22 protein-coding genes and 1 tRNA gene are annotated in these 24,706 nt (G+C 63.9%); 11 read left to right on the top strand and 12 right to left on the bottom strand.

All coding sequences use genetic code 11. The features are described 5' to 3' along the window. Positions 1-40: 40 nt before the first annotated feature. From lnt to miaB, 5 genes are all read right to left on the bottom strand, one after another. The gene (gene lnt, locus AC1PQG_RS03495; RefSeq protein ID WP_481121284.1) at positions 41-1,522 is read right to left on the bottom strand and encodes an apolipoprotein N-acyltransferase; all 1,482 of its coding nucleotides are present in this window, start codon (positions 1,520-1,522) and stop codon (positions 41-43) included. Then, positions 1,522-2,364, bottom strand: coding sequence for an HlyC/CorC family transporter (locus AC1PQG_RS03490; RefSeq protein WP_374480279.1), 843 nt, complete (start codon positions 2,362-2,364; stop codon positions 1,522-1,524). The genes lnt and AC1PQG_RS03490 overlap by 1 nt, the downstream gene beginning before the upstream one ends. A gap of 96 nt (positions 2,365-2,460) precedes the next feature. Continuing rightward, the gene (gene ybeY, locus AC1PQG_RS03485; RefSeq protein WP_481121283.1) at positions 2,461-2,943 is read right to left on the bottom strand and encodes an rRNA maturation RNase YbeY; all 483 of its coding nucleotides are present in this window, start codon (positions 2,941-2,943) and stop codon (positions 2,461-2,463) included. Beyond that, positions 2,940-3,905 carry a PhoH family protein gene (locus tag AC1PQG_RS03480; RefSeq protein ID WP_481121282.1) on the bottom strand — a complete coding sequence of 322 codons (966 nt, stop codon included), beginning with the start codon at positions 3,903-3,905 and terminating at the stop codon, positions 2,940-2,942. The genes ybeY and AC1PQG_RS03480 overlap by 4 nt, the downstream gene beginning before the upstream one ends. A gap of 54 nt (positions 3,906-3,959) precedes the next feature. After that, positions 3,960-5,294 carry a tRNA (N6-isopentenyl adenosine(37)-C2)-methylthiotransferase MiaB gene (gene miaB / locus AC1PQG_RS03475; RefSeq protein WP_481121281.1) on the bottom strand — a complete coding sequence of 445 codons (1,335 nt, stop codon included), beginning with the start codon at positions 5,292-5,294 and terminating at the stop codon, positions 3,960-3,962. A gap of 49 nt (positions 5,295-5,343) precedes the next feature. Between miaB and AC1PQG_RS03470 the strand changes: the two genes are divergently transcribed. Beyond that, positions 5,344-5,420 (top strand) — tRNA-Met (locus AC1PQG_RS03470). A gap of 156 nt (positions 5,421-5,576) precedes the next feature. Here the strand turns inward: AC1PQG_RS03470 and AC1PQG_RS03465 are convergent. After that, a complete protein-coding gene (locus AC1PQG_RS03465) occupies positions 5,577-5,879 on the bottom strand; it encodes a hypothetical protein (RefSeq protein WP_481121280.1) in 303 nt (100 codons plus the stop codon). Between the two features lie 253 nt (positions 5,880-6,132). Between AC1PQG_RS03465 and AC1PQG_RS03460 the strand changes: the two genes are divergently transcribed. Together AC1PQG_RS03460 and AC1PQG_RS03455 are read left to right on the top strand one after the other, a co-directional pair. Continuing rightward, a complete protein-coding gene (locus AC1PQG_RS03460) occupies positions 6,133-6,372 on the top strand; it encodes a hypothetical protein (protein WP_481121279.1) in 240 nt (79 codons plus the stop codon). Between the two features lie 162 nt (positions 6,373-6,534). Then, the gene (locus tag AC1PQG_RS03455; protein WP_481121278.1) at positions 6,535-7,467 is read left to right on the top strand and encodes a DUF535 family protein; all 933 of its coding nucleotides are present in this window, start codon (positions 6,535-6,537) and stop codon (positions 7,465-7,467) included. Between the two features lie 74 nt (positions 7,468-7,541). Here AC1PQG_RS03455 and AC1PQG_RS03450 read toward each other — a convergent pair whose 3' ends face one another. From AC1PQG_RS03450 to AC1PQG_RS03435, 4 genes are all read right to left on the bottom strand, one after another. Beyond that, a complete protein-coding gene (locus tag AC1PQG_RS03450) occupies positions 7,542-7,763 on the bottom strand; it encodes a hypothetical protein (RefSeq protein ID WP_481115650.1) in 222 nt (73 codons plus the stop codon). 121 nt (positions 7,764-7,884) lie between these two features. Next, positions 7,885-8,391: a hypothetical protein gene (locus AC1PQG_RS03445; protein ID WP_481121277.1), complete on the bottom strand. Its 507-nt coding sequence runs from the start codon at positions 8,389-8,391 to the stop codon at positions 7,885-7,887. 193 nt (positions 8,392-8,584) lie between these two features. Further along, positions 8,585-9,919 (bottom strand): leucine-rich repeat-containing protein kinase family protein, encoded by a 1,335-nt coding sequence (locus AC1PQG_RS03440; RefSeq protein WP_481121276.1) that lies wholly within the window; start codon positions 9,917-9,919, stop codon positions 8,585-8,587. 50 nt (positions 9,920-9,969) lie between these two features. Further along, the gene (locus AC1PQG_RS03435) at positions 9,970-10,755 is read right to left on the bottom strand and encodes a FadR/GntR family transcriptional regulator (RefSeq protein WP_481121275.1); all 786 of its coding nucleotides are present in this window, start codon (positions 10,753-10,755) and stop codon (positions 9,970-9,972) included. Between the two features lie 280 nt (positions 10,756-11,035). Between AC1PQG_RS03435 and AC1PQG_RS03430 the strand changes: the two genes are divergently transcribed. The 5 genes from AC1PQG_RS03430 to lldP all read left to right on the top strand — a co-directional run bounded on the left by AC1PQG_RS03430 (position 11,036) and on the right by lldP (position 18,574). Next, complete coding sequence (locus AC1PQG_RS03430) at positions 11,036-11,869, top strand: (Fe-S)-binding protein (RefSeq protein WP_481121274.1); 834 nt, start codon at positions 11,036-11,038, stop codon at positions 11,867-11,869. Further along, positions 11,866-12,540 (top strand): LutC/YkgG family protein, encoded by a 675-nt coding sequence (locus AC1PQG_RS03425; RefSeq protein ID WP_481121273.1) that lies wholly within the window; start codon positions 11,866-11,868, stop codon positions 12,538-12,540. The genes AC1PQG_RS03430 and AC1PQG_RS03425 overlap by 4 nt, the downstream gene beginning before the upstream one ends. Before the next feature lie 71 nt (positions 12,541-12,611). Further along, a complete protein-coding gene (locus tag AC1PQG_RS03420) occupies positions 12,612-13,991 on the top strand; it encodes a LutB/LldF family L-lactate oxidation iron-sulfur protein (RefSeq protein WP_481122961.1) in 1,380 nt (459 codons plus the stop codon). Between the two features lie 87 nt (positions 13,992-14,078). Beyond that, positions 14,079-16,859 carry an FAD-binding and (Fe-S)-binding domain-containing protein gene (locus AC1PQG_RS03415; protein ID WP_481121272.1) on the top strand — a complete coding sequence of 927 codons (2,781 nt, stop codon included), beginning with the start codon at positions 14,079-14,081 and terminating at the stop codon, positions 16,857-16,859. Between the two features lie 68 nt (positions 16,860-16,927). Beyond that, the gene (gene lldP, locus AC1PQG_RS03410; protein WP_481121271.1) at positions 16,928-18,574 is read left to right on the top strand and encodes an L-lactate permease; all 1,647 of its coding nucleotides are present in this window, start codon (positions 16,928-16,930) and stop codon (positions 18,572-18,574) included. 115 nt (positions 18,575-18,689) lie between these two features. Here lldP and AC1PQG_RS03405 read toward each other — a convergent pair whose 3' ends face one another. Beyond that, complete coding sequence (locus AC1PQG_RS03405; protein ID WP_481121270.1) at positions 18,690-19,205, bottom strand: diguanylate cyclase domain-containing protein; 516 nt, start codon at positions 19,203-19,205, stop codon at positions 18,690-18,692. A gap of 336 nt (positions 19,206-19,541) precedes the next feature. Between AC1PQG_RS03405 and AC1PQG_RS03400 the strand changes: the two genes are divergently transcribed. From AC1PQG_RS03400 to AC1PQG_RS03390, 3 genes are all read left to right on the top strand, one after another. Next, entirely contained in the window at positions 19,542-21,809 is a 2,268-nt protein-coding gene (locus tag AC1PQG_RS03400) for a PAS domain S-box protein (RefSeq protein ID WP_481121269.1), read from the top strand. Then, positions 21,806-22,438: a response regulator transcription factor gene (locus tag AC1PQG_RS03395; RefSeq protein ID WP_481121268.1), complete on the top strand. Its 633-nt coding sequence runs from the start codon at positions 21,806-21,808 to the stop codon at positions 22,436-22,438. Before AC1PQG_RS03400 ends, AC1PQG_RS03395 begins: the two co-directional genes overlap by 4 nt. A 167-nt stretch (positions 22,439-22,605) precedes the next feature. Next, positions 22,606-24,000 (top strand): diguanylate cyclase domain-containing protein, encoded by a 1,395-nt coding sequence (locus tag AC1PQG_RS03390; protein ID WP_481121267.1) that lies wholly within the window; start codon positions 22,606-22,608, stop codon positions 23,998-24,000. 27 nt (positions 24,001-24,027) lie between these two features. Here AC1PQG_RS03390 and AC1PQG_RS03385 read toward each other — a convergent pair whose 3' ends face one another. Further along, on the bottom strand, positions 24,028-24,666 hold the full coding sequence (locus tag AC1PQG_RS03385) for a response regulator (protein ID WP_481121266.1): 639 nt from the start codon (positions 24,664-24,666) through the stop codon (positions 24,028-24,030). Positions 24,667-24,706: the final 40 nt, after the last annotated feature.

Here is a 24,706-nt window from a genome sequence, read left to right as displayed (position 1 = left end):
TGCATTGAAACTGGATACTCCGAATGATAACCCGACGAACTCAGGTGCGCCGGCGAGCCCCCGCAGCAACAGCCACCACAAGCAACAGGGCCAAGCCCACCGCCGGCCAGTTGCCCCAGCGGGCGTAGGGTGTCAGCCCCTGGTAGCCGCGCACCTCGGCATGCAGCGCACCAGCCTCAAACGGCGGCAGCACCGCTTGCACGCTGCCGTCCGGCCGGACCACCGCGGTCATGCCGGTGTTGGTGGAGCGCAACATTGGCCGCCCAGTCTCCAGCGCGCGCATCCGGGCGATCTGCAGATGCTGGGGCTGGGCCCAGGAGTCCCCATACCAGGCCAGGTTGGAGAGGTTGAGCATCAGCGTCGCCTCCGGCAGGCTGCGGATCAGCTCCTCCCCGAAGACATCTTCGTAGCAGATGTTGATGGCCACCTTCTGTCCCGCCAGGTGCAGCGGCGGCTGGCGCGCGGCACCACGGGTCTGGTCGGCCATCGGAATGCTGACCAGGTCGTAGAACCAGCGGAACATCGGCGGCGAATACTCGCCGAAAGGTACCAGGTGCTGCTTGGCGTAGTGGCCGGACGGCGACAGGCCCAGGCTGATCGCCGCGTTAAAGATGTGCCCATCCCCATCACGGGTGAAGGTCCCGAGCACCGCGTCGGCGCCGTTTGCCACAGAGATCTGCCGCACCGCGTCCAGGTAGCCGGGCGGAAGATCGTCCACCAACAGCGGGATGGTGGTTTCCGGCAACACGACGAGCTGGGCCGGGTTGTCGCGCAGCATCGTCAGGTTGCGCTCCAGCCAGTGGCGCAGCATTTCGGGACGCCACTTGAGGCTCTGCTCCACATTGGTCTGCAGCAGGGCGACCTTCACCGGTTCGCCGACGGGTTCGGTCCAGGCCACCTGGCGCAGGCCCGCGCCCACAACCAGCATCGCCGCGACGCCCGCCAGCAGGCGCCCGCTGCGCCGCTGCAGCGCCTCGACACCCAGCGCCGCCAGCAGGGCCAGCAGGCCACCGACGCCATACACCCCAAACAGCGGCGCGAAGCCCGCCAGCGGACTCGGTGGACTCTGGCTATAGCCGCTGGCCAGCCACGGGAAACCGGTGAACACCCAGCCGCGCAGCCATTCGGAAAGCAGCCAGAGGGCGGCGAACAGCGCCGCATCCCAGCCGGGCCGCCCACGCCGCAGGCGGGCGAACAGGACGCCCGCAAAGCCCGCATAAAGCGAGACGAAGGCGCAGAAAAGCAGGATCGCCAGTGCCGCCAGCGCCATCGGCATGCCGCCGAAACGGTGCAGCGCCACGTACAGCCAGGAAACGCCGGCCAGCATCGTGCCGAGTTCCCAAGCCCAGGCGATGGAGAAGCCGGTCCGCAGGGGACGCCGGCTGTCGGCCAATGCCGCGCCGAGCAGCCAGTAGAGCAGTCCAAGCGTCAGCGCGGTGACGGGGAAAAGTTCGAACGGGGCATAAGCAAGAACTGACGCGCCCCCCGCCAGCAGGGCCGCGCCCTGACGCAAGAACCGCATCAGCCGCCGACCGCTTCCGGATCGGGCAGACGCTCGACGAGCAGGGAATGCACGCGCCGGCTGTCGGCACGCAGCACCTGGAAGCGCAATCCCTCCAGGTCCACCACCTCGTTGCGCTTGGGCAGGCGCCCGAGCTTGCGGATCAGCAGGCCGCCGACGGTGTCGTACTCGGAATCGCTGAAGGTGGTGCTGAAGGCTTCGTTGAAGTCCTCGATCTCTGTGCCAGCCTTGACGCGATAGCGGCCTGCCTGGTCGAGGCGGATGTTGTCGGCGGTCTCGTCGAAGTCGTATTCGTCCTCGATGTCGCCGACGATCTGCTCCAGCACGTCCTCGATAGTGACCAGCCCCGCCACGCCGCCGTACTCGTCCACGACGATCGCCATGTGGTTGCGGCTGACACGGAAATCGCGCAGCAGCACGTTGAGGCGCTTGGATTCCGGCACGAAGACGGCCGGGCGGAGCATGTCGCGCAGATCGAAGGCTTCGCCGGCGAAGACCCGCAGGAGGTCCTTGGCGAGGAGGATACCGACCACGTCGTCCTTGCCTTCACCGATGACCGGGAAGCGCGAGTGGGCAGCGTTGATGGCGAAACGGGTGATGTCTTCGATGGAGTCGTCCACATTGACGACGTCCATCTGCGCCCGGGGAATCATCACGTCGCGCACCTTCATGTCGGAAACCTGCAAGGCTCCCTCGATGATGGCCAGGGCATCCGCGTCGAACAGGTTGCGATCGTGGGCGGAATGCAGAAGGTGCAACAACTCTTCCCGGTCTTCCGGCTCCCGGGTCAGGAGCGCGGACAGCCGTTCGAGCAAAGACGGTTTACTACTATAGGGTTCCATAAAAAGGGTGGATGAGAAATGGGCCATGGGCAATGGCCGACCATACGGTCCACCATTGCCCATGGCGCATTGCTCAGCCCACCATCGAGTCTCCTGCTAGCGTTCCCCCGCGTAGGGGTCGGCATAACCCAGTTCAGCCAGGATCGTGCGCTCCCGCGCTTCCATCTCCTCGGCCTCGGTATCTTCTTCGTGGTCAAAGCCTTGCAAATGCAGCATACCATGCACGCTTAAGTGAGCGTAATGCGCGTCCACGGCCTTGCCCTGCTCCGCCGCCTCGCGCTCGACGACCTGCCGGCACAGCACCAGATCGCCCATCAGCGGCAAACCTTCCGGCAAGGGCATGTCCTCGCCTTCATCATAGGCAAAGGTCAGCACGTTGGTGGCGTAGTCCTTGCCCCGGTAATCCCGGTTGAGTTCCCGCCCTTCGGCCTCATCAACGATGCGCACGGTGATCCGCGCGGCACCGGGTTCGGCCGCCCGCAGCCAGCGACGGAATTCGGCGCGAGAGGGTACGCCCTCCCTGTTGCAGGCGTATTGCACGGAAAGGTCGAGGCGGCGGGGCAGCTTGATGTCGCTCATTGCGGGTTCTGTTGTTGCTGGTTGCGGTTCTGGGTGTGGCTCTCGTAGGCGGCGACGATGCGTGCCACCAGCGGGTGGCGCACCACGTCTTCCTTGAGGAACTGGGTGAAGGCGACGCCGCGTACGTCGGCAAGCACCTGCACGGCCTCGCCGAGGCCACTCTTCTGGCCGCGCGGCAGATCCACCTGGGTCAGGTCGCCGGTGATGACCGCCTTGGAGCCGATACCGATGCGGGTCAGGAACATCTTCATCTGCTCCGGCGAGGTGTTCTGCGCCTCGTCGAGGATGATGAAGGCCCGCGACAGGGTGCGCCCGCGCATGAAGGCCAGCGGTGCGATCTCGATACAGCCGCGCTCGAACAGCTTGGTCACGCGGTCGAAGCCCATCAGGTCGTAGAGCGCGTCGTACAGCGGACGCAGATACGGATCCACCTTCTGGGCCAGGTCGCCGGGCAGGAAGCCGAGGCGCTCGCCGGCTTCCACCGCCGGGCGGGTGAGCACGATGCGCTCCACGTGCTCCCGCTCGAAAGCATCCACCGCACTGGCCACCGCCAGGTAGGTCTTGCCGGTGCCGGCCGGACCGATGCCGAAGGTGATGTCGTGCTCCTGGATCTGGCGCAGGTAATCCACCTGACGCGGCGTGCGGCCATGCAGCTCGCTCTTGCGGGTCAGCAAGGCCGGTGCCGGCTGGTTGGCCTGGGACAGATTGCTCAACTCGATGAGGCCGAGCTGGATGTCGTCCACCGACAGGGGGTTATCGGCGCGGCCATAAAAATGGCGCAGCGCCCGCGCCCCGATCTGGGTCTGCGGCGGCTCACCGTTCAGCGTGAAGCGCTCGCCACGGCGGGCGATGGTCACGTCGAAGGCTGTTTCGATCTGGCGAATGTTCTCGTCGAGCGCCCCGCACAGATTGGCGAGGCGCACGTTGTCGAGAGGATGCAGGACGATTTCGGTCGGTTTCATCGGACGCATGCTGCCAGAGCCGCGCCCGCGGGGGAAGACAGGATCATCGACGCCTCAGTCCCGGGTGACGATCGCGCCACGCAGGGAATGGGGCAGCGCCGACACGATGGTGACGTCCACGAAATTCCCGATCAGGCGCGGATTACCGGCGAAATTGACGACGCGGTTGTTGTCGGTGCGCCCGGCCAGCTCGTTCGGGTCCTTCTTCGACGGCCCTTCCACCAGAATACGCTGGACGGTACCGACCATGCTCTCGCTGATCTTCGCGGCGTTCTCCTCGACGCGCTTCTGCAGGCGGGACAGACGCGCCAGCTTGACGTCCTGCGGCGTGTCGTCGGCCAGGTCGGCGGCCGGCGTGCCGGGACGCGAGCTGTAGATGAAGCTGAAGGAGGTGTCGAAGCCCAGATCGTCGATCAGCTTCATCGTCGCCTCGAAATCCGCCTCGGTCTCGCCGGGGAAGCCGACGATGAAGTCGGACGACAGGGAGATGTCCGGCCGCGCGCCGCGCAGCTTGCGCACCAGCGACTTGTATTCGAGCACCGTGTAGCCGCGCTTCATTGCCGCCAGCACGCGGTCGGAACCGGCCTGCACCGGCAGGTGCAGGTGCGACACCAGCTTGGGCAGCTTGGCGTAGGCATCGACGACACGTTGCGTCATCTCGCGGGGATGGGACGTGGTGTAGCGGATCCGCTCGATACCGGGGATTTCATGCACGCATTCGAGCAGGAATGCAAAGTCGGCCATCTCGCCACCATCGCCATCCACCGGCGCACGCCAGGCGTTGACGTTCTGACCGAGCAGGGTCACCTCCTTGACGCCCTGGGCAGCCAACCCTGCCACCTCGGCCAGCACGTCGGCCAGCGGGCGGTAGATCTCGTCGCCACGGGTATAGGGCACGATGCAGAAGGTGCAGTACTTGGAACAGCCCTCCATGATCGACACGAAGGCGCTCGCCCCTTCCACGCGGGCCGGCGGCAGGTTGTCGAACTTCTCGATTTCCGGGAAGGAGATATCCACCTGCGAGCGCCCCGACGCCTTGCGCTCGGCGATCAGCTTGGGCAGGCGATGCAGGGTCTGCGGCCCAAACACCAGATCTACATAAGGCGCGCGCGCCACGATGGCCTCGCCCTCCTGGCTTGCCACGCAACCGCCGACGCCGATGATCAAATTGGGATTCTGCTGCTTGAGATGCTTGACCCGCCCAAGGTCGTGGAAAACCTTCTCCTGCGCCTTCTCGCGCACGGAACAGGTGTTGAAGAGGATCACGTCCGCCTCTTCCGGATTGTCCGTTTTTTCCAGCCCATCGGCCGCACCGAGTACATCCGCCATCTTGTCCGAGTCGTACTCGTTCATCTGGCAACCGAAAGTCCGGATATAAAGTTTTTTCATCACATGTTGACCAACAACCATCAAGTCACTATTATAGCGGGCTTCGGTCGGTGATGTAGCTCAGATGGTTAGAGCGATGGATTCATAACCCATAGGTCGGCGGTTCGACTCCGCCCATCACCACCAACAGATTCGATCAAAAAGGCCAATCCGCGAGGGTTGGCCTTTTTGTTTTTCGCCCTCGCCCCTCCCCCGTCGCTCTATTCTCCCGCCGATCAGGCACAAAAACCCGCCACAGCGGCGGATCGGCTCTTGAAGCGCATGAGCCTGACCTAGTAAATATCAATGCTTGATTTTTCCGGGCGTGACGGATGCCGCCAGATCCGACCTGGACGACGACACGAAATATTCATCTCCAAGCTGAAAATAGTAAGAGCAAGACGTCCGGCGTGTCGCACCTACAAAGTTCGGCGTGTAATCGAAGCAGAACTTTGCATCATCAGTGATGCGCCAAGTACCAATGAAATTTGTCGAATACCCCAAGCCTTGAAGGTTTCCACCAACACGCCCATCGGCACTCACACTCACATCGATGCGCCCTGATGCATTAACGCTGAAGAAGGTCGCGTCAGCAAGGGTACTCACGAGTTCTTATCTTCGAAGCTGATGCGCCCCCTTGAGCTTGCCGTGTTCGGCCATGGAATTGGAGAACACAGGTTACGCCAATCTGGATACGCCACTTCTTTCCTGTCGATGGCCGGAAAATCGGCCCCCTTTCGACAGATTCTGCAAATCCCTGTAACGGGCAGCGCTCCACTTTCCACTGCGAGACATAGTTCTCGGAAAAAAGTTGGCGAGGCCGGGAGAATGCAGAGCAACAAGGACAAGGGAGACGCAGATGGGCTCGACTCACGCAACGACAAAGCGCTGGAATGGCGTTGAACGCCGCACTGGAGGCGAGCGCCGGCAGCTCGAAGGTAAATCCCCCACAGGCATCGAACGGCGCAAACATGTCGAGCCGCGACAGATGGAAGTCATCGAGCTGTTCCTGTCACCGGAGCAGTGGCAAATGGCTCGCCGGCGTTGGTTTCCCAGCAGCACGGCACATGCAACTCACGGCAACCGTTCGAGCACATAAGTGAAGCCGGAGCCACCTCCGGCAACCGCAGAAACCACTATCCAATACAGATATTTTCGTAAATTCCACCTGAACGCAGAGAATTTTTAAGAATTTGTCAGTAAAAGTTAAGATTTTATCCGTAGGATTATCGGCACAACGTATCCGCTTCGAGCCCGCCCGATGGCCCAGACTTTCGCCCGCTTCCTGCACAAAAGCCTGAATCCTGCCTACCGCCTGTACAAGCTGAAACGCCGCCTGCGCCGCATGGGGCAAGATTGGCATTACAAGCGACTCCGCACAGAAGCACGCACGCTGGAATCCCTGTTTCTCAACGAGCGCCTGACCCGCCTTTTTGCCGGCACGCCCCCTCGCCTGCACGAGAGGTATTACCGGGACTATGTTTCACGCCGCTGGTCGGTAGAGGAGTCGCTGCGCCACATCCACGATCACTACCGTTTCCTGCTCGACCGCTTTCCTCCCTCCCTGCTTGACACCCTGGCGGAGGGCGAACTCAGCCTGTGGTCGGTCCAATACCCCGCAATGACTGCCGAAGTACGCCTAGTACTGCTGACCCGGGACACGATCCGCAACGAAGGGGAATTCCAGTTGGTACTCTTCATTGACGGTGTATGGAGTCATGCTCTTGGCTTTCTCTTCCAGAGGCACGCAGATGGCAGCCACAGCGCCTTGATCTGCCGGAACCAAGGCTGTATCGGCCAGCACGAGCGGGTCAAGGAATTCCGCAAGTGCCACGCCCAGTTGGCGCCGTTGTTCCTGCTGATGGACAGCCTGATCGCCCTGCTCTCCTTCCTGGAGTTGGACCGGATCCGAGTTATTGCCCCCGACGAGCACTACCAGACACCTCTCGGCCAGGCTCGCCTCGAGGCCTTGTACCGCCAGGCATTCGAACCGTTCCAGGCACAGCCATCGACCGATGGGCGCAGCACCATTCAACTACCGTTGACGGAAAAACCCCTGGAGGACATTGACCGCCATCACCGCAAGCGGACACAGCAAAAACGACTGGCCCGCGAGCAGATGCGGCAAGCCATCCTCCAGCGCCTGGAGAAACTCAGCACAGATACGGCAGCAGCCATTCCGCTGGCAGCCTGACAACGGCACAACGAATAACGAAAACCCCGGCTTAGACCGGGGTTTTTTATGATGCCGCCGATACGCCGACAGGATCAGGCGAAAGTATTGACAACCTGCCCGACGACCTGCCCGTTCAGATTCGACGTGGGCTCCGGAGCGGTCTGGGCGGCTTGCGCAGCCTGGGCCTGCTGCTCCTCTTTCTTGCGCACATCCTCCGGCGCCTGCTGTTGCTGAACCTTGCTGGCTTCGGCCTGCTGCTGGAGGGCCTGGGTGAAGGCAGCGCTGGAGGCGCCGCTGACCGAACTAACGCTCATGATGTACTCCTGGTGATTCCACCACCTGACTCTCCAGATGGTGCGTTCTTTTCATTTTACGGCACGCGGCGCCCAAACATTAGGCCCAAGGACACGCCGCGTGATCGATTTCCAGGTACAACTACGGCGACGGCCGCAGCGCCTCACCAACCCCCTGCAATGGTCCCAAGGGGTTGTGGCGCACCTCGTTTTCCTCGATACGCGGCTGGCCGCTCCATTGTTTATAGACGACCTTGTCGTCGATGACGACGATCAGCGCGCCGAAACGCCAGCCGGTCACCAACGTATTGCGCTTGAAATTGAGGAAATCGAGCATGAAGTTGCCGACCCGCTTGCGGTCCACATTGCTCGGCTCCATGAAATAGCCCACGCAGCCGTCCTGCACCTTCATGCACTCCTGGATACCCTTCGGAACCGTCGCCGGATCCTGCAGCGGGGATGGCAGCACCGCACGCACCACCTGGGAGTGGTTGAGGATCTGCATGTTCGGGGTCGTATAGGGATCGAAGCCCAGCTTTCGTACTGCATCCATACCCGTCTGGTAGGGCACGATCTGGTCGAAGGTACTTTTGACATCGTCGAAGTCGCGCCAGCGCTTGCCGACCTCCTGCTGGGAAGTAGGAAGCATGCCACCACAACCAGCCAGTAGCCCGGCCAACAGCATGGACACGGTCACCTTCACAGCACACATCCTTTCCGCCGCCGGGGCTGTAGCTGGACACGCCCGTCTACCCTGATTCTCAGCGTAATCCGCCAACAACGGCATATCAACCACCGCCGAGCCCCGCCCGTGGCGGAGGACACGCAGCCCGCTCAGGCCGTCAGCTGAAGTGCAGCGCCAGCGCCGCAATGCGCGCCAGTTCGGCCTCCACGTCCTCAAACAACGGGCGCCGTGAGGGAACAGGATCCGCACAGAGCCTCTGCAGACGTTCCAAGGACTGCAACCGCGGCCCCGATTCTGCACAGCGAACGATCAACTCTTCCAGCAAGCAGGCGAAGGCGCGCACTTCGATACGCTGCAGCGCAGGCGCCAACCCTTCGTCGTCTGGCGCGAAGAAGGAAGCGGCACCAAAATCCCCCAGTAGCGCCCGCCCTTCGCCGGTGTGCAGGATGTTGTGCGCATACAGATCGCCATGGAGAATGCCACGCCGGTGCAGATGGGCGGCCACCGAGGTGATCCCGCCGGCGATGCGCAGAACTGCATCCATGGTGAAGGTGGCACCGTCCGCATAGACGTCGCGCGTACAGGACTCCAGGCTGGGAGGCCCGGCCAGGTTCGCAAAGGCCTGATCGATCAAGGCCATCACCAGGCCATCGGCGGCCTCGTCCTCGGCCTCCAGGCGGCCGAGCACGGGGATCAGGCCCGGATGGTCGCCGGCTTCCAGACAGGCCCTCATCTCGTGCTGCGGCAAGCCGTCGCTCGTCATCGTGCCCTTGAAGAGTTTGACCGCCACCGGGCGCTCTCCACCACTGCCGGCCCACGCGGCCAGACGAATCACGCCGGACGCCCCTTCGCCAAGCCGCTCGCCTAACGACAGGTCGGCCCGCGGGATGCGGATCGCCGCATCACCGCCCAGGCGCGAACGCTCGACGGAGGCGCAGAATGGATTGCCCGCATAGGCCAGCCACGACAGACGCGGCAGTTCAAACAGCCACGCCGGCAGAGCCGTCAGCCGGTTGGCCGAAATGCGCAGCAATTCCAGGCCTGTGCACGCCGCCATCGCGTCGGGCAAGGCGCGCAGCCGGTTACCGGCCAGCATCAGCTTCTGCAGGCCGGCGCAGTGGCCGATGGCCGCCGGCAGGTCGGCAATCGCGTTGTCGGTCAGGATCAGCCAGCGCAGCCTGGCAGGCAACGCAGCCATCGGCACCGTATGCAGGTCGCAGGACTTGAAGCCGACCATCTCGAGCCGGGGGCATTCACCGAGCACCTCGGGCAGCACGGTGAAGGGATTGCCCGAACAGAACAGGATGCGCAAACGGTGCAGGCGCGACAGTTCGGGCGGCAGGGACGCCAGCCGGTTGCCGGAGAGATCGAGCACCTCCAGCGTATCGGCCAGTTCAAGAATCTCCGGCGGAAATTCGGTCAAGCCACATGCCAGCTTGAGGTGGCGGGCGCCGGCCAGCCTGCCGGCGCGCAACGCATCAAGGGAATCCATTGGCATATCCTGGAATACACGAAAATGCCGATTCTAGCGCGTCCGTCCCGCTAGTCCGCTGCCTTGGCCAGTTTGCGGGCCACCTGCGCCCGGGACTCGCGCGCCTCGTGCTGTGCGCTGGCACGCATGCTCTCCTGCACGAAATCCATATGCCGCCGGACTGCTACTTGGGCAGCCTGGGCGTTACGAGTGCGCACCGCCTCCCAGATCGCCGCATGCTGGCCGCGCAGTTCCAGCCAGTCCTCTTCGAGACGGCGCAGGTGACGCAAATTGCGGTCGATGTGGTCGTGGGTCACCCGGAACAGGCTGGCGGTCAGGTGCCCGAACATCACGTTGTGAGCCGCCTCGGCAATGGCCTGGTGAAAGGCCAGATCGGCCTTCACCTGCTCCTCGAAAACCTCCGCCGACGGCCCCTGGGCAAACAGCGCCTCGACACGCCCGTAGGCCTCGCCGATGCGCAGCAGATCGGCGTCCGTGGCCCGCCGGGCCGCCAGCGACGCGGCTTCCGACTCCAGCATGCCACGAAACTCCAACAGATCTTCCTGCACATTCGGGTGGCGCCCCAGCATCTCCTGCCAGGGGTCGGTGAAGCCGGCGTCGAGCCGGTCCGTCACATAGGTTCCGCCGCCCTGGCGGCTGTGCAGCAAGCCCTTGGAAACCAGCTTTTGCAGGGCCTCCCGCAGGGACGGGCGGGACACGCCCAATTCCGCAGCCAGCTCGCGCTCGGGCTGCAGACGGTCGCCGGGCTTCAGCGCGCCCTCCAGGATGCGCCGCTCCAGTTCGAGGGCAATAGTGTCGGAAAGGCGCTGGACAACCAGCTTGCCGTTGCTACTCATCGGAATCTCAATCAAGTGGTCAGACCACAATATTACGACGGCAAAAACGCGCCAACAACTCCCCGACAGCGGACAAGTACCTCTCCAGAGACTATAAATCGGAAAATCGGAGGTATCAGGGTTTTGGATAATTGACTCGATTTTCGCCAATGCGTAAAGTTCCCGCGAACGAGATAAATTGGTCTTACCATTTTACCCGATGGCCGGTTCGAACACTCATAACGCCGCGGCACGGAACAGCGCTTCCGCACTTGCAGGCGAGACAAAGACTGGAGGAGACGTGAGCACACCCGTGGTCAGTACGCATGCCGGACATCAGGCACGCAGCTATCCGTCCCGCCCCGAGGCGGTCTATTTCTATGGAACCTGCCTGGTGGACATGTTCGTCCCCGAAGCGGGCATGGATGCCATCACCCTCCTCGAACGGGAAGGCATCCGCGTGATCTTCCCGGACAACCAGACCTGCTGCGGCCAGCCGGCTTTCACCAGCGGCTTTCCGGAAGAAGCCCGCCACGTCGTCGCCTCCCAGCTCGACCTGTTCCCTGGCGACTACCCCATCGTCGTTCCGTCCGGCTCCTGCGGCGGCATGATCCGCTGGCACTGGGAGAAGGCCGTCGGTGACGATGCAGCCCTCCAGGCCCGCGCCGCCGCCATCGCTGCGCGCACCTACGAATTCGCCGAGTTCCTGCTGCACGTGGTCGGCTTCAACCGCAAGGACGAAGGCCCTGCGACCACTGTCACGCTGCACACATCCTGCTCTGCGCGCCGCGAGATGGGCACCCACCTGGTCGGCCGAGAACTGCTGGCCCGCCTGGGCAACGTGACCCTCGCCCACCACGACCACGAGTCCGAATGCTGCGGCTTCGGCGGCACCTTCTCGCTGAAGCACCCGGACATCTCCACCGCGATGGTCACCGACAAGGTCGCGTCCCTCAAGGCCACCGGCGCCAGCCAGCTGGTCACCGCCGACTGCGGCTGCATGCTCAACATCACGAAGCGGGCCGCCAAGGAAGACCTGGACGCCCGCCGTGCCAAGCCCTCCCTGCCCGGCGAGCATCTGGCCACTTTCCTGCTCCGCCGCACCGGCGGAAAGCCGGCAGGGGATCAGCAATGAGCGCCCGCGACCGCATCCTGGCCAAGCTGCGCGCGGCCCGGCCGGCCGAGCCCAACGCCCTGCCCGACCTGGACGCCCATTACACGCCGCGTGCCCGCGGCGAGGCCAAGACCGAACGCCTGGCCCGTTTCCGCGCCGGCATCGAGAGCTTCCACGCGGAAGTCCATATCAGCAGCGAAGCCGACTGGCCCGCCCTGCTGGCCCGCCTGTGCGCCGACAAGCAGGTCGCCACGATGCTCTACGGCGCCGACACGCCGGCCGGCCAGCGCCTTGAGCAAGCCACCTTCCCGGCCACCACGCTGCGCCCCTGGGCCGGCCAGGTCGAAGAACTCAAGGCCGACCTGTTCCACCGTGCCGATGCCGGCTTCACGCAGACCCGCGGTGCCATCGCCGAGACCGGCACGCTGATGCTGTGGTCGTCCGAGGCGGAGCCGCGCACCCTGTCGCTGGTGCCGCCGATCCACTTCGCACTGCTCGACGCCAATACCATCCAGCCCACCTTCTTCGACGTGCTGCGCACCGAGAACTGGGCCGCCGGCCTGCCTACCAATGCGCTGCTGATCTCCGGCCCGTCGAAGACCGCCGACATCCAGCAGACCCTCGCCTACGGCGCCCACGGCCCGAAGGAACTCGTCGTGATCGTCATCAACGCCGAAGGAGATGCCCAGTGAGCCACCAGCCCCAGCAGCAATCCGCCGGCCAGCCGATCGCCTTCGTCTCCGCCCAGGCCCTGCGCGAGCGCATGCACGACGCGGTGAACAACCCGCACCTGCGCCAGAGCTTCCGCGGCGCGATGGACTTCCTGATGGCCAAGCGGGCCGCCCAGTTCCCCGATCAGGACGAGCTCGACTCCCTGCGCAGCCTGTCGGAAGGCATCCGCCAGTACAGCCTGTCCAAGCTGCCCGACCTGCTCGAACAGCTCGAAGCCAACCTGACCCGCAACGGCGTCAAGGTGCACTGGGCCGAAACGCCCGACGAAGCCAACGCCATCATGCTCGGCATCGCGCGTCAGCATCAGGCCAAGCTGATCGTCAAGGGCAAGTCGATGGTCAGCGAGGAAATCGAGTTCAACCACGCGATGGAAGCCGCCGGCGTCGGCGCGCTGGAGTCGGACATGGGCGAATACATCGTCCAGCTCGCCGGCGAAAAGCCCTCCCACATCATCATGCCGGCGATCCACCAGACCAAGCAGCAGATCGCCAAGCTGTTCGCCGAGAAGATCCCTGGCGTCGATTACACCGACAACGTGGACGCGCTGATCCGGATCGGCCGCAACGTGCTGCGCGACAAGTTCGAGAGCGCCGACATCGGCCTCTCCGGCGTCAACTTCGCGGTCGCCGAGACCGGCACCCTGTGCCTCGTCGAGAACGAAGGCAACGGCCGCATGTGCACCACGGTGCCCAAGGTGCACATCGCTATCACCGGCATCGAGAAGATCGTCGAGAAGCTGGAGCACGTCGCCCCGCTGTATTCGATCCTCACCCGCTCGGCCACCGGCCAGGCGGTGTCCACCTACTTCAACATGATCTCCGGCCCGCGCAAGGCCGGCGACAAGGACGGCCCCGAGGAAGTGCACCTGGTCCTCCTCGACAACGGTCGCAGCCAGGCCTACGCCGACGAGCAGCTGCGCAAGACCCTGCAGTGCATCCGCTGCGGCGCCTGCATGAACCACTGCCCGGTGTACACCCGCATCGGCGGCCACGCCTACGGCACCACCTACCCGGGCCCGATCGGCAAGATCGTCTCCCCGCACATGATGGGCCTGGAGCAGACCCACCTGCTGCCCACCGCCTCCAGCCTGTGCGGCGCCTGCGGCGAAGTGTGCCCGGTGAAGATTCCGATCCCCGAACTGCTGATCCGCCTGCGCGGCGAGGCCAACAGTGCGCCCCATGCCCACCCGGCGATGGTCGGCCAGGGCGCCGCCTACGACCCGAAGATCAGCTTCGTCTGGCGGATGTGGGCGCGCCTCTACGGCCGCCCATCCACCTACCGGGCCTTCAGCTGGCTGGCCACCCGTTTCCGGGCCCTTACGCCGCGCAAGCAAAGCGGTTGGACGGCGGCCCGCACGCCCTTGCAGCCCGCAGCACGCCGGTTGAGGGACATGGTCAAGGACCGCCGTTAGCGCCTGGGGGCGGACCGCTTCCGCCCCCGAAACCAGGCCATTTTCACCCTATTGCAACCCCTATCCCACACCCCGGGAGTACCCACCGTGTCCGCTCTCATCGACGCCCTGCGCCTGCGGCTGCCCGCCGAACGCGTGATTACCGACGAACTGCGCCGCCTTGCCTACGGCACCGACGGCAGCTTCTACCGCCTGATCCCGGAGGTGGTGGCGGTCGTCAATGACGAGGCTGAAGTGCGCGACGTGGTCGACCTGGCGCGCCAGCACGGCCGCCCGGTCACCTTCCGCGCCGCCGGTACCAGCCTGTGCGGCCAGGCCGTCACCGACGGGGTGCTGGTGCTGCTCGGCGAAGGGCTGGCCACCTGCCGCATCGGCGCCAACGGTGCCACCGTGCGCGTCGGCCCGGCCATCATCGGTGCCGAGGTGAACCGCCGCCTGGCCCCGCTGGGCCGCAAGATCGGCCCCGACCCCGCATCGATCAACGCCGCCAAGATCGGCGGCATCGCCGCCAACAACAGTAGCGGCATGTGCTGCGGCACCGCCCAGAACAGCTACAACACCCTCGCCTCGGTGCGCGTGCTGCTCGCCGACGGCACCGTGCTGGACACCGGAGACGCAGCCAGCGTCGGCGCCTTCAAGACCAGCCACGGCTGGCTGCTCGAACGCCTCACCACGCTGGCCGCCGACGTGCGCGCCGACCACGCGCTGGCCGAGCGCATCCGCGCCAAGTACAAGATCAAGAACACCACCGGCTACAGCCTCAACGCGCTGGTGGATTTCAGCGACCCGGTGGACATCCTGGCCCACCTGATGATCGGCTCGGAAGGCACGCTGGGCTTCATCTCCCAGGTCACCTACAACACGGTGCCGGAGTACGCCCACAAGGCCAGCGCGCTGGCCTTCTTCCACGACATGGAAACCGCCTGCCGCGCCGTGGCCGGCCTCAAGAACCAGCCGGTGGACGCCGTGGAGCTGCTCGACCGCGCCTCCCTGCGCTGCGTCGCCCACAAGCCGGGCATGCCGGCCCTGCTGAAGACCCTGGCCGACGGCGCCACCGCGCTGCTCATCGAGACCCGCGCGCCCAATGCCGCCGCCCTCGACGAGCGCATCGCCGCCGTCCTCGACGAGCTGAACCTCTACCCACTGATCGAGAGCCCGGCCTTCACCACCGACCCGGCCGAGATCGAGCGCCTGTGGAACGTCCGCAAGGGCACCTTCCCCGCCGTCGGCGCAGTGCGCAAGCCCGGCACCACGGTCATCATCGAGGACGTGGCGGTTGCCGTGCCGGACCTCGCCGCCTGCTGCCTGGACCTGCAGCACCTGTTCGCCAAGCACGGCTACCACGAGGCGATCATTTTCGGCCACGCGCTGGAAGGCAACGTGCACTTCGTGTTCACCCAGGATTTCGGCATTGAATCCGAGGTGGAGCGCTACGCCGCCTTCATGGACGAGCTGTGCACCGTGCTGGTCACCAAGTACGACGCCTCCCTCAAGGCCGAACACGGTACCGGCCGCAACATGGCCCCCTTCGTCGAACTGGAATGGGGCGCCAAGGCCTACGGACTGATGAAGGAGATCAAGCAGCTCTTCGACCCGGAAGGCCTGCTCAACCCCGGCGTGATCATCAACGACGACGCCGAGGCCCACCTCAAGCACCTCAAGCCGATGCCCGCCGCCGGCCAGCTCTATGCCCCGGTGGACCGCTGCATCGAGTGCGGCTTCTGCGAGCCCCAGTGCCCGTCCCACGGCCTGACTCTGTCGCCGCGCCAGCGCATCGTCGGCTGGCGCGAGCTGTCGCGCCGCCAGGCCGCCGGCGAAGCCTTCGGCCAGCTCGGCGACGACTACCTCTACATGGGCCTCGACACCTGCGCCACCTGCGGCCTGTGCTCCACGGCCTGCCCGGTGGGCATCGAGACCGGCGCCCTGACCCGCGCGGTGCGCGGCGACCAGCTGTCCAGCGTGGCCCGCCAGCTCGGCCACGTGGCGGCCAACCATTTCGGTGCTACCCAGGCCCTGGCCCGCACCGCCCTCAAGGCCGGCCACCTGGCCGAGGCGGTGATCGGCACCAAGGCCCTGTCGCGCCTCACCGGCGGCGCCTGGAAGGAAGGCATGCCCAAGCCCCAGCCGGCTGGCCGCGCCACGCGGACCGACGGCGACAAGGTGGTGTACTTCCCCACCTGCGCCGGCCGCATGTTCGGCGCCGACACGCCGGAACACGCTCTGTCCGCAACCGTCATACGCGTGCTCGAACGGGCCGGCTACGCGCCCATCGTGCCGGACGACGTCAACAGCCTGTGCTGCGGCCAGTCCTTCGCCAGCAAGGGCCTCGCCGACGACGCCGACCGCAAGTCGGCCCAACTGGAAGCCGCCCTGCTGAAGGCCAGCAACAACGGCGAATACCCGGTCATCCTCGACGCCAGCGCCTGCTCCCTGCGCATGAAGACCTTCCTGGCCGAGCGCCTGAAGGTGTACGACCTCGTCGAATTCGCCCACGACGCACTGCTGCCGCGCCTGATGCTGCACAAGAAGACCGACCCGATCCTGGTGCACCTCAACTGCTCGGCCCGCCGCATGGGCTTCGAAGCCAAGCTCAAACAGCTCGCCGGCGCCTGCGCCGACCAGGTCGTGCTGCCCGCCGAGGTGAAGTGCTGCGGCTTCGGCGGCGACCGCGGCTTCGTGGTGCCCGAACTCAACACCCACGCGCTGCGCAAGCTGCACGCCGACGTGCCGGCCGGCTGCTGCGGCGGCTATTCCAGCAACCAGACCTGCGAGATCGGCCTCACCGCCGCCACCGGCCTGCCCTACCGCTCCATCGTCCATCTGCTCGACGAATGCAGCGCCGAGGCCGCCCGCCTGGCGACCTGCTGACGCCGGCCCGCCCCCGTTTTCACCACAGATAGAAACGACCAACGCATTCATCAAAGGAGGAATACCGAATGCAACCCTGGATGCAGATCTACGACCCGCTGGGCAACCTCTGGTTGTCCTCGCTGGTCGCCGCCTTGCCGATCATCTTCTTCTTCGTCGCGCTGGCCATCCTGCGCCTCAAGGGGCATATCGCCGGCACCGTCACCGTGATCATCGCGCTGGCCGTGGCGATCTTCTTCTACAAGATGCCGGTGCAGATGGCCCTGGCCTCGGCGGGCTACGGCTTCCTGTACGGCCTGTGGCCAATCGCGTGGATCATCATCGCGGCGGTATTCCTCTACAAGATCACCGTTAAGACCGGCCAGTTCGACATCATCCGCGCGTCGGTGGTGTCGATCACCGACGACCAGCGCCTGCAGATGCTGCTGGTCGGCTTCTCCTTCGGTGCCTTCCTGGAAGGTGCGGCCGGTTTCGGCGCTCCGGTGGCGATCACCGCCGCGCTGCTGGTCGGCCTGGGCTTCAACCCGCTGTACGCCGCCGGCCTGTGCCTGATCGCCAACACCGCTCCGGTGGCCTTCGGCGCGATGGGCATCCCCATCATCGTCAGCGGCCAGGTGACCGGCATCGACCCGTTCAAGATCGGCCAGATGGCCGGCCGCCAGCTCCCGCTGCTGTCGGTGATCGTGCCCTTCTGGCTGGTTGCCATGATGGACGGCTGGCGCGGCATCAAGGAGACCTGGCCGGCGATCATCGTGGCCGGCGGCGCCTTCGCCATCACCCAGTTCTTCACCGCCAACTTCATCGGACCGGAACTGCCGGACATCACCTCCGCGCTGGTCAGCCTGATCTGCCTGACGATCTTCCTGAAGAACTGGAAGCCGAAGAACATCTTCCGTTTCGACAAGCAGCACCACGCCGAGCTGGGCGAGGACAAGCACTACAGCTTCGGTGAAGTCGCCAAGGCCTGGTCCCCGTTCCTGATCCTGACCATCATGGTCACCATCTGGAGCCTCAAGCCCTTCAAGGCCCTGTTCGCCAAGGGCGGCGCCCTCTACGCCAGCGTGCTGCAGTTCCCGGTGCCGATGCTCGACAACATGGTCACCAAGGTCGAGCCCATCGTCACCAAGGCCACGCCCTACGCCGCGGTGTACAAGCTGGACCTCCTGTCCGCCACCGGCACTGCGATCTTCCTGGCCGCCATCATCACGATGGTCGTGCTTGGCATGAAGTCCAGCGAAGCCGCCAAAACCCTGAAGGAAACCGTGATCGAGCTGAAGCGCCCGATCTACTCCATCGGCATGGTGCTGGCGTTCGCCTTCATCGCCAACTACTCCGGCCTGTCCGCCACGCTGGCCCTGCTGCTGGCCGGCACCGGCAAGATGTTCCCGTTCTTCGCCCCGTTCCTCGGCTGGCTGGGCGTGTTCCTGACCGGTTCCGACACCTCGTCCAACGCGCTGTTCTGCTCGCTGCAGGCCACCACCGCCCACCAGGTCGGCGTGCATGACACCCTGCTGGTGGCCGCCAACACCACCGGCGGCGTCACCGGCAAGATGATCTCGCCGCAGTCCATCGCCGTGGCCTGCGCGGCCGTCGGCCTGGTCGGCAAGGAGTCGGACCTGTTCCGCTTCACCGTCAAGCACAGCCTGGCCTTCGCCACCATGGTCGGCATCATCACCACGCTGCAGGCCTATGTGTTCACTTGGATGATCCCGTGATCGGCTGAGACTTCTTCAGAACGGGGAGATGCGTCCCCTGGGAGCCTCGACGGCGGCCAGTAAAACGGCCGCCGTTTTTTTAACGGCGGCCGCGCCTCTCCTCCCAACAAACAGATCAGTGACGCATCGCTCTGACTGCTGCCGCCCCTCCTGTCGCCCCCCGGCCTGCCCGAGCCAACAGTCCCGCAGGATCCTTTCCGCCATCTGGGTAGACATCCACGCCGAGACTCGCCTGGATCGGAAGGTACAAGTCATCATCCATGACCCCAAGCGACAACGCCGCTCGCAGATCCGCCACTACCCGCTGAATGTCCGCGCGTCGGTGCACACCCGACAAGATCAACGCAAACGCATTACCTGCAACCCTGGCCACCATGTCGCGTTCGCTGATGCAGCCGCGCAGGCTGTCCGCCGCCGAGCGCAACACAGCATCGCCGGCACTGCGCCCGTTGCGCAGGTTAACTTCAGGCAAGCCATCGAGCGTAACAAGCACCACTGCGCAGCAGTTACCGTGCAGCTCTCCTCTTTCCACCGTCTGTCGCAGTATGTCCATGAACATGGAGCGATCCGGCAACCCGGTCAGCATGTCCCTCATTTCTTCCTCCTCATCCGTCAATTTGTCTGGCGACATTCTTTTTTCTATAGTCCTTAAATGAAATATCCAATCCAATACAACCAAACACCTACGTGCCAACACGTAGGAAAAGGATAAAAATAGAGACGAGACTTGACACCTGATTTCATTTTTTTCGTTCTCGAGCTATCGCCGGCCAAATAGCTCTGTTTCCCGCAATCATCCGTGACACGGATCGCGGCTATTTCTGTAGCAGGCTGGCAAGATGCCAGGACAGAATTGACGCCCGTCAAATAGGCGATCAATAAAGACCGGCCATCATCAGCCTACCAACCAGGGAAGCTGCCGCCCGACCTGCAAACCGGCGCGTCGAGGGGACATGGAATGACACGGATGCACCCAAAGGATGTTGCCGGCAAACGGCTGCGACGCTTGAAGCCACGGTCAGCGCGAGCCGGCTCGGAATGGAACTGTCTCGACGCCGCCTTCGAACAGGCTGCCGTCGGATTCGCGCTGCTGGCTCTGGACGGAGGCTGGTTGCGAGTCAATGAGCGGCTCGTTGAGATTCTAGGCTACGGCCAGTCCGAACTGCGCCAGCTGCGGCTGCAGGATCTGGTACATCCCGACGACCGGGACGTCACCGTAGCCAGCCTCGCACAGCTATCCAGCGGCGGAACGAACAAATGCACCAAGGAAAGACGCTGCATCCGCAAGGATGGTCAGACTGTTTGGGTGACTTTCGGCGTATCGGTCGTACGCACTCCGGATGGCCAGCCGGAATATCTCATCGCAGTCGTCGAGGACATTCACTCCCGCAAACAGGCTGAAGAAGGCTTGCGCAAGTTCTCGCGGGTGATAGAGCAGTCCGCCAGCGCCGTCATCATCACCGACACCAACGGCATCATCGAATACGTCAATCCGGCCTTCACCGAAATATCCGGCTACAACGCCGTCGACGTAATCGGCATGAAGCCAAGCATCCTGAAATCCGGCCACACCGCGGCTCAAGATTATGAACAACTGTGGCGAACCATCAAGGCCGGCAAAGTGTGGTACGGCGAATTCCAGAATCGCCGCAAGAACGGCACCCTTTATTGGGAATCGGCCATCATCTCGCCGATCAGAAATGACGACGGGCAAATAAGCCACTTTGCAGGGATAAAGGAGAACATTACCGCCAAGAAGATGGCTGAAGCGGCTCAACGTGCAAGTGAAGCCCGCCTTCAGTTATTGATGGACCACGCCCCTGCAGCGCTGGCCATGTTCGATCGCGAAATGCGCTATCTGGCCGTAAGTCGCCGCTGGCTCGCGGATTACGGCCTGGAGGGGCACGATATTCTGGGCGTATCGCACTACGTCGTATTCCCAGAAGTGACAGATGCCTGGCGGGCGGTTCATCGTCGCGGCCTTGCTGGAGAAGTCATACGCACCGAAGAAGACCGCTTCGAGCGGCTCAATGGGAACGTGCAATGGCTGCGCTGGGAAGTCCGACCATGGTTTACATCGGACAATGCAGTAGGAGGTATCGTGATCTTCACGGAGGACATCTCGGCACGCAAGGAAGCTGCAGCAGCGCTGGCGGTACAAAATGCTCAATATCAAGCCGCCATCGAAACAGCCCCTGACGGCTACTGGATGCTCAATGAGCGCGGCCACCTGCTGACCGTCAACGACGCGTATGTCCGCAGCTCCGGCTACAGCCGCGAGGAGTTGCTGGCGATGGACATAGGGGCACTCGAAGCCAGCGAGTCACCCGAGGAAGTGCAAGCCCATATCCAGAGAGTAAAGCTGACAGGGAGCGATTGTTTCGAAACCCTGCACCGTGCGAAGGATGGCGAGATATGGCCGGTGGAGGTGAGTTGCTCCTACTCGGCCGCCGCCGGCGGACATCACTTCGCCTTTATCCGCGACATCAGCGAACGCGAGCGGAACGAAACCGCGCTGCGCGCACTCCGCCGGGAACTCGAACAGATGCTGACACTGCAGGTCGCCAGCCAAACCGCCGCCGCCATCGCCCACGAACTGAATCAGCCCCTCAACGCGGTTGCGGCCTACTCGGAGGCCGCGATGCGCATGCTGCAGCAGACCAGTCCGGCCCCCGAACGCTTGCAACACGCGCTCGCCCGGTCGATGGAGCAGGCTCAGCGGGCCGGGCGGGTGGTCCGCGAACTGATCGCGTTCCTCCACAAAGGCGACGCGCCGAAGGAGGCGGTGGACCTGAACAAGGCAGTACGCCGCGCCCTCCGCTTCGTTGAGTCGATCGGCATAGGCGGCTTCGAACCGATCGTCGACCTCGCACCTGGCCTGCCCCCGGTACTCGCCAACCGGGTTCAGGTGGACAAGATCCTTATCGTCCTGATCCAGAACGCCGTCGAAGCCATGCTCGGTGCAGCGGTTCCGCAGCCTGTCGTTACGGTGCGTGTGCGTACCCACGCGGAGCCGGACATGGCTCTGCTGTCCGTCGAGGACTGCGGCCCTGGCATGGACGAAGCGATCTTGCGCCGGGTCTTCGACCCCTTCTTCACCACCAAGCCCTATGGTCTGGGCATGGGCCTGGCCATCACCCGCCACCTGGTCGAAGCCCACGGTGGCACGATCTGGGTTGAATCGCCACCGGGAGCAAGGACGACCTTCCATTTCACCCTTCTCTACGCCAAATGAACCAGCCGATCGAATCCGACACCGTCTACCTCGTCGATGACGACGCCGCTGTGCGTGACAGCATCTCTCTCCTGATCGAGACAGTCGGCCTGAACTGCCGGACCTATCCCAGCGCGGAAGCCTTCCTGGCCGGCCTGGATGCAGAGATCCGCGGCTGCCTGATCCTTGACATGCGGATGGAGGGAATGAGCGGTTTCGAGTTGCAGGAAGAACTCAACCAGCGGGGTTGCATGCTACCGACCATTTTCCTCAGCGCCCATGGCGACGTTCCGACTACGGTACGCGCCATGAAGGCAGGTGCTGCAGACTTCCTGACCAAGCCGGTGGACGGTGCCCTGCTGCTGGATCGCGTGCAAAGCGCCCTAGCTCTCGCCCACGCACGGCGCCAAGCCCAACGGGTTCGACAAAATGCACGCAGGAGGCTCGAATCCCTGACCGAAAGGGAGTTCGAGATCCTCAAACTGGCCACCGCGGGGCAGACCAACAAGGAAATCGCCCGGGAACTCGGCATCAGCTTCCGGACTGTCGAAGTCCATCGTTCCCACATCCTGCTCAAGACCGGAGCCACCTCTTTGTTCGAACTCAGCCAGTTGCTCAGCACCAGTGGTCTACTGACGGACGCGGACTGACCCTCGCGGGGCAGCCATCGCCACTACGTATCGACACGTAGGTACCCAGCCTTATTTGCCGCCGGCCCGCATTGCGTTGCAATGAGTCACACGCGCGGTCGGCCCCCTGCCGATGACACGAGACGCATCACGACAAGACACAACTGGCTCGCACGGGAGGAAGGATCATGATCAAGCCCGATACGCATCAAGGCGTCGAAACGACCACAAGTGACGCCCGGATGGTGGTCACGACTTTCAACGAAATGGTCCTTCCGCTGCCGGACACGGGCTACAACATACGGAGCCGCGTGCCCTCCCTGCCAGACAGCGCGACGCTGATCCTCAACCAGGGTGGCCAGATTCGACTGTGCAGCCTGGCGGCAGGGCAACTGTTCGGCTACGAAATATCCCGGGTCATCGACATGCACATCAATGCCCTCATCCCGGACCTGCCGCTACGTGGCAACACCCCCGGCTACAACCTCGCCTTTGCACACTTCACCCCCGGCGGCACCCGGTGGCGCCGTTTCCACGGACGCGACGCGGCGGGACGCCGTTTTCCCGTCAGCATTACCATCGACTACCTCAAGCTGGACCGCGGACGCGGCTTCGTCCTGAACATCCAGCCCGAATGCCTCGGCCACGCCCAGCGCGGGAACGGACTCGCTCGCTTGGTCAGATCGATACAGGACGACGACACGGCGATCTTCATCACTGACCGCAACGGCCATATTCAGCACACCAACCCGGCCTTCACGAGTCTGACCGGGTTCCCGCAGGCCGAAATCGAGGGGCGCACGCCGGCTATCCTCAAATCTGGAGTCCAGCCGGCCGCCTTTTACGATCGCATGTGGTCGATCCTGAACTGCGGTGACGAATTCCGCTGCGTGATCGCCAACCAGCGCAAGGACGGCACCCGCTTCTACGCCAACGAGTTCATCCGCCCCTTCGTGGACGAACAAGGCCATATCACCCACTACGTGGCCAGCATGCACGACATCACCGAACACGTCCTGCAGCACGCCCGGATCACCCACTTGGCCAACTACGACCGGGTGACCGGCCTGCCCAACCGCAACCTTTTCCTGGATCGCCTGAGCCAGGAGATCCACCGTGCCCACCGCACGTCGAGCGTCTTCGCCCTCGCTTTCGTGGATCTGGACGACTTCAAGCTCATCAATGACCGCTATGGCCACGCGACAGGCGACGAGGTACTCAATGCAATCGGCACACAACTGAACCACTGTGTCCGCGACTCGGACACCATCGCCCGCCTGGGCGGTGACGAATTCGTCCTTATACTTCCTGGCGTCGGCGACCGGCAGTCGGTCCTTGGGATCCTCCAGAAAATCGAAGACACCGGCCGTCATATCGTTGCCGGCGGCCTGAACCTGAGCCTGTCGCTCAGCTGTGGCATGGCCTTTTATCCTTGCGACGGCAAGACCGAAACCCAGTTGCTGGATGCCGCTGATCAGGCGATGTATTCAATCAAGAAACGGCGTGGCACAGCGCCAGGCTGGATCGGCACGGAACATTCAGCCCCTGGATGCGAGCGGGAAGAAATCCAGTCTGCGTGCTGAGTACGGCCCGACAGGAAAAACCACGCCCTAACGCTGCGACAACTGCACCAACCCGAAACGCGCCGCCAGCTGGATCAGCTTGAAGTCGTTGTCGACCTCCAGCTTCTGACGGATCGCGGTCATGTGGTTGTAAATGGTCTTCGGACTCAGATGCAGCGTCTCGGCCACGCTGGTAGTGGATTCGCCAGTGACGACCATGCACAGCACGTCGAACTCCTTGGGCGTCAGACGCGCCAGCAACGCATCCCCCTCCAGCGCCGCGCTGGCCAGCACCTGGGCGATGTCGGCCGACAGGAAACGCCGCCCCTCGGTGACCTGCCGGATCGCCTCGAGCATCTCGTCCGGCTCACTGCATTTGGTTACGTAGCCGAGCGCCCCCAGCCGGATGGCCTGCGTGACATAGCTCGGATTGTCGTGCATGGAGATCACCAGGATCTTCAGGCCTCGCTCCCGCGCCAGCATGCGGCGGATGGCATCCAGGCCGCTGCTGCCGCGCAGGTTCAGGTCGACCACCGCCAGGTTGACGTCCCCCGCGCTCAGGCAGGCATAAGCCTCGTCAGCCGACGCAGCCTCCGCCACCACCTTCATATCCTCCTCGGCATCGAACAGACGCCGATACCCATTGCGCACGACCGTATGGTCCTCGACCAGCATGATGCGAATCATCGGTTCCTCCTGCCCGGCGAATCATAATCGGTAGGCATGC

Source organism: Zoogloea sp. GDB6 (assembly GCF_056724105.1).
Note: the sequence above shows the minus strand (reverse complement) of the source record. Positions and strands in the feature narration are given on the sequence as shown.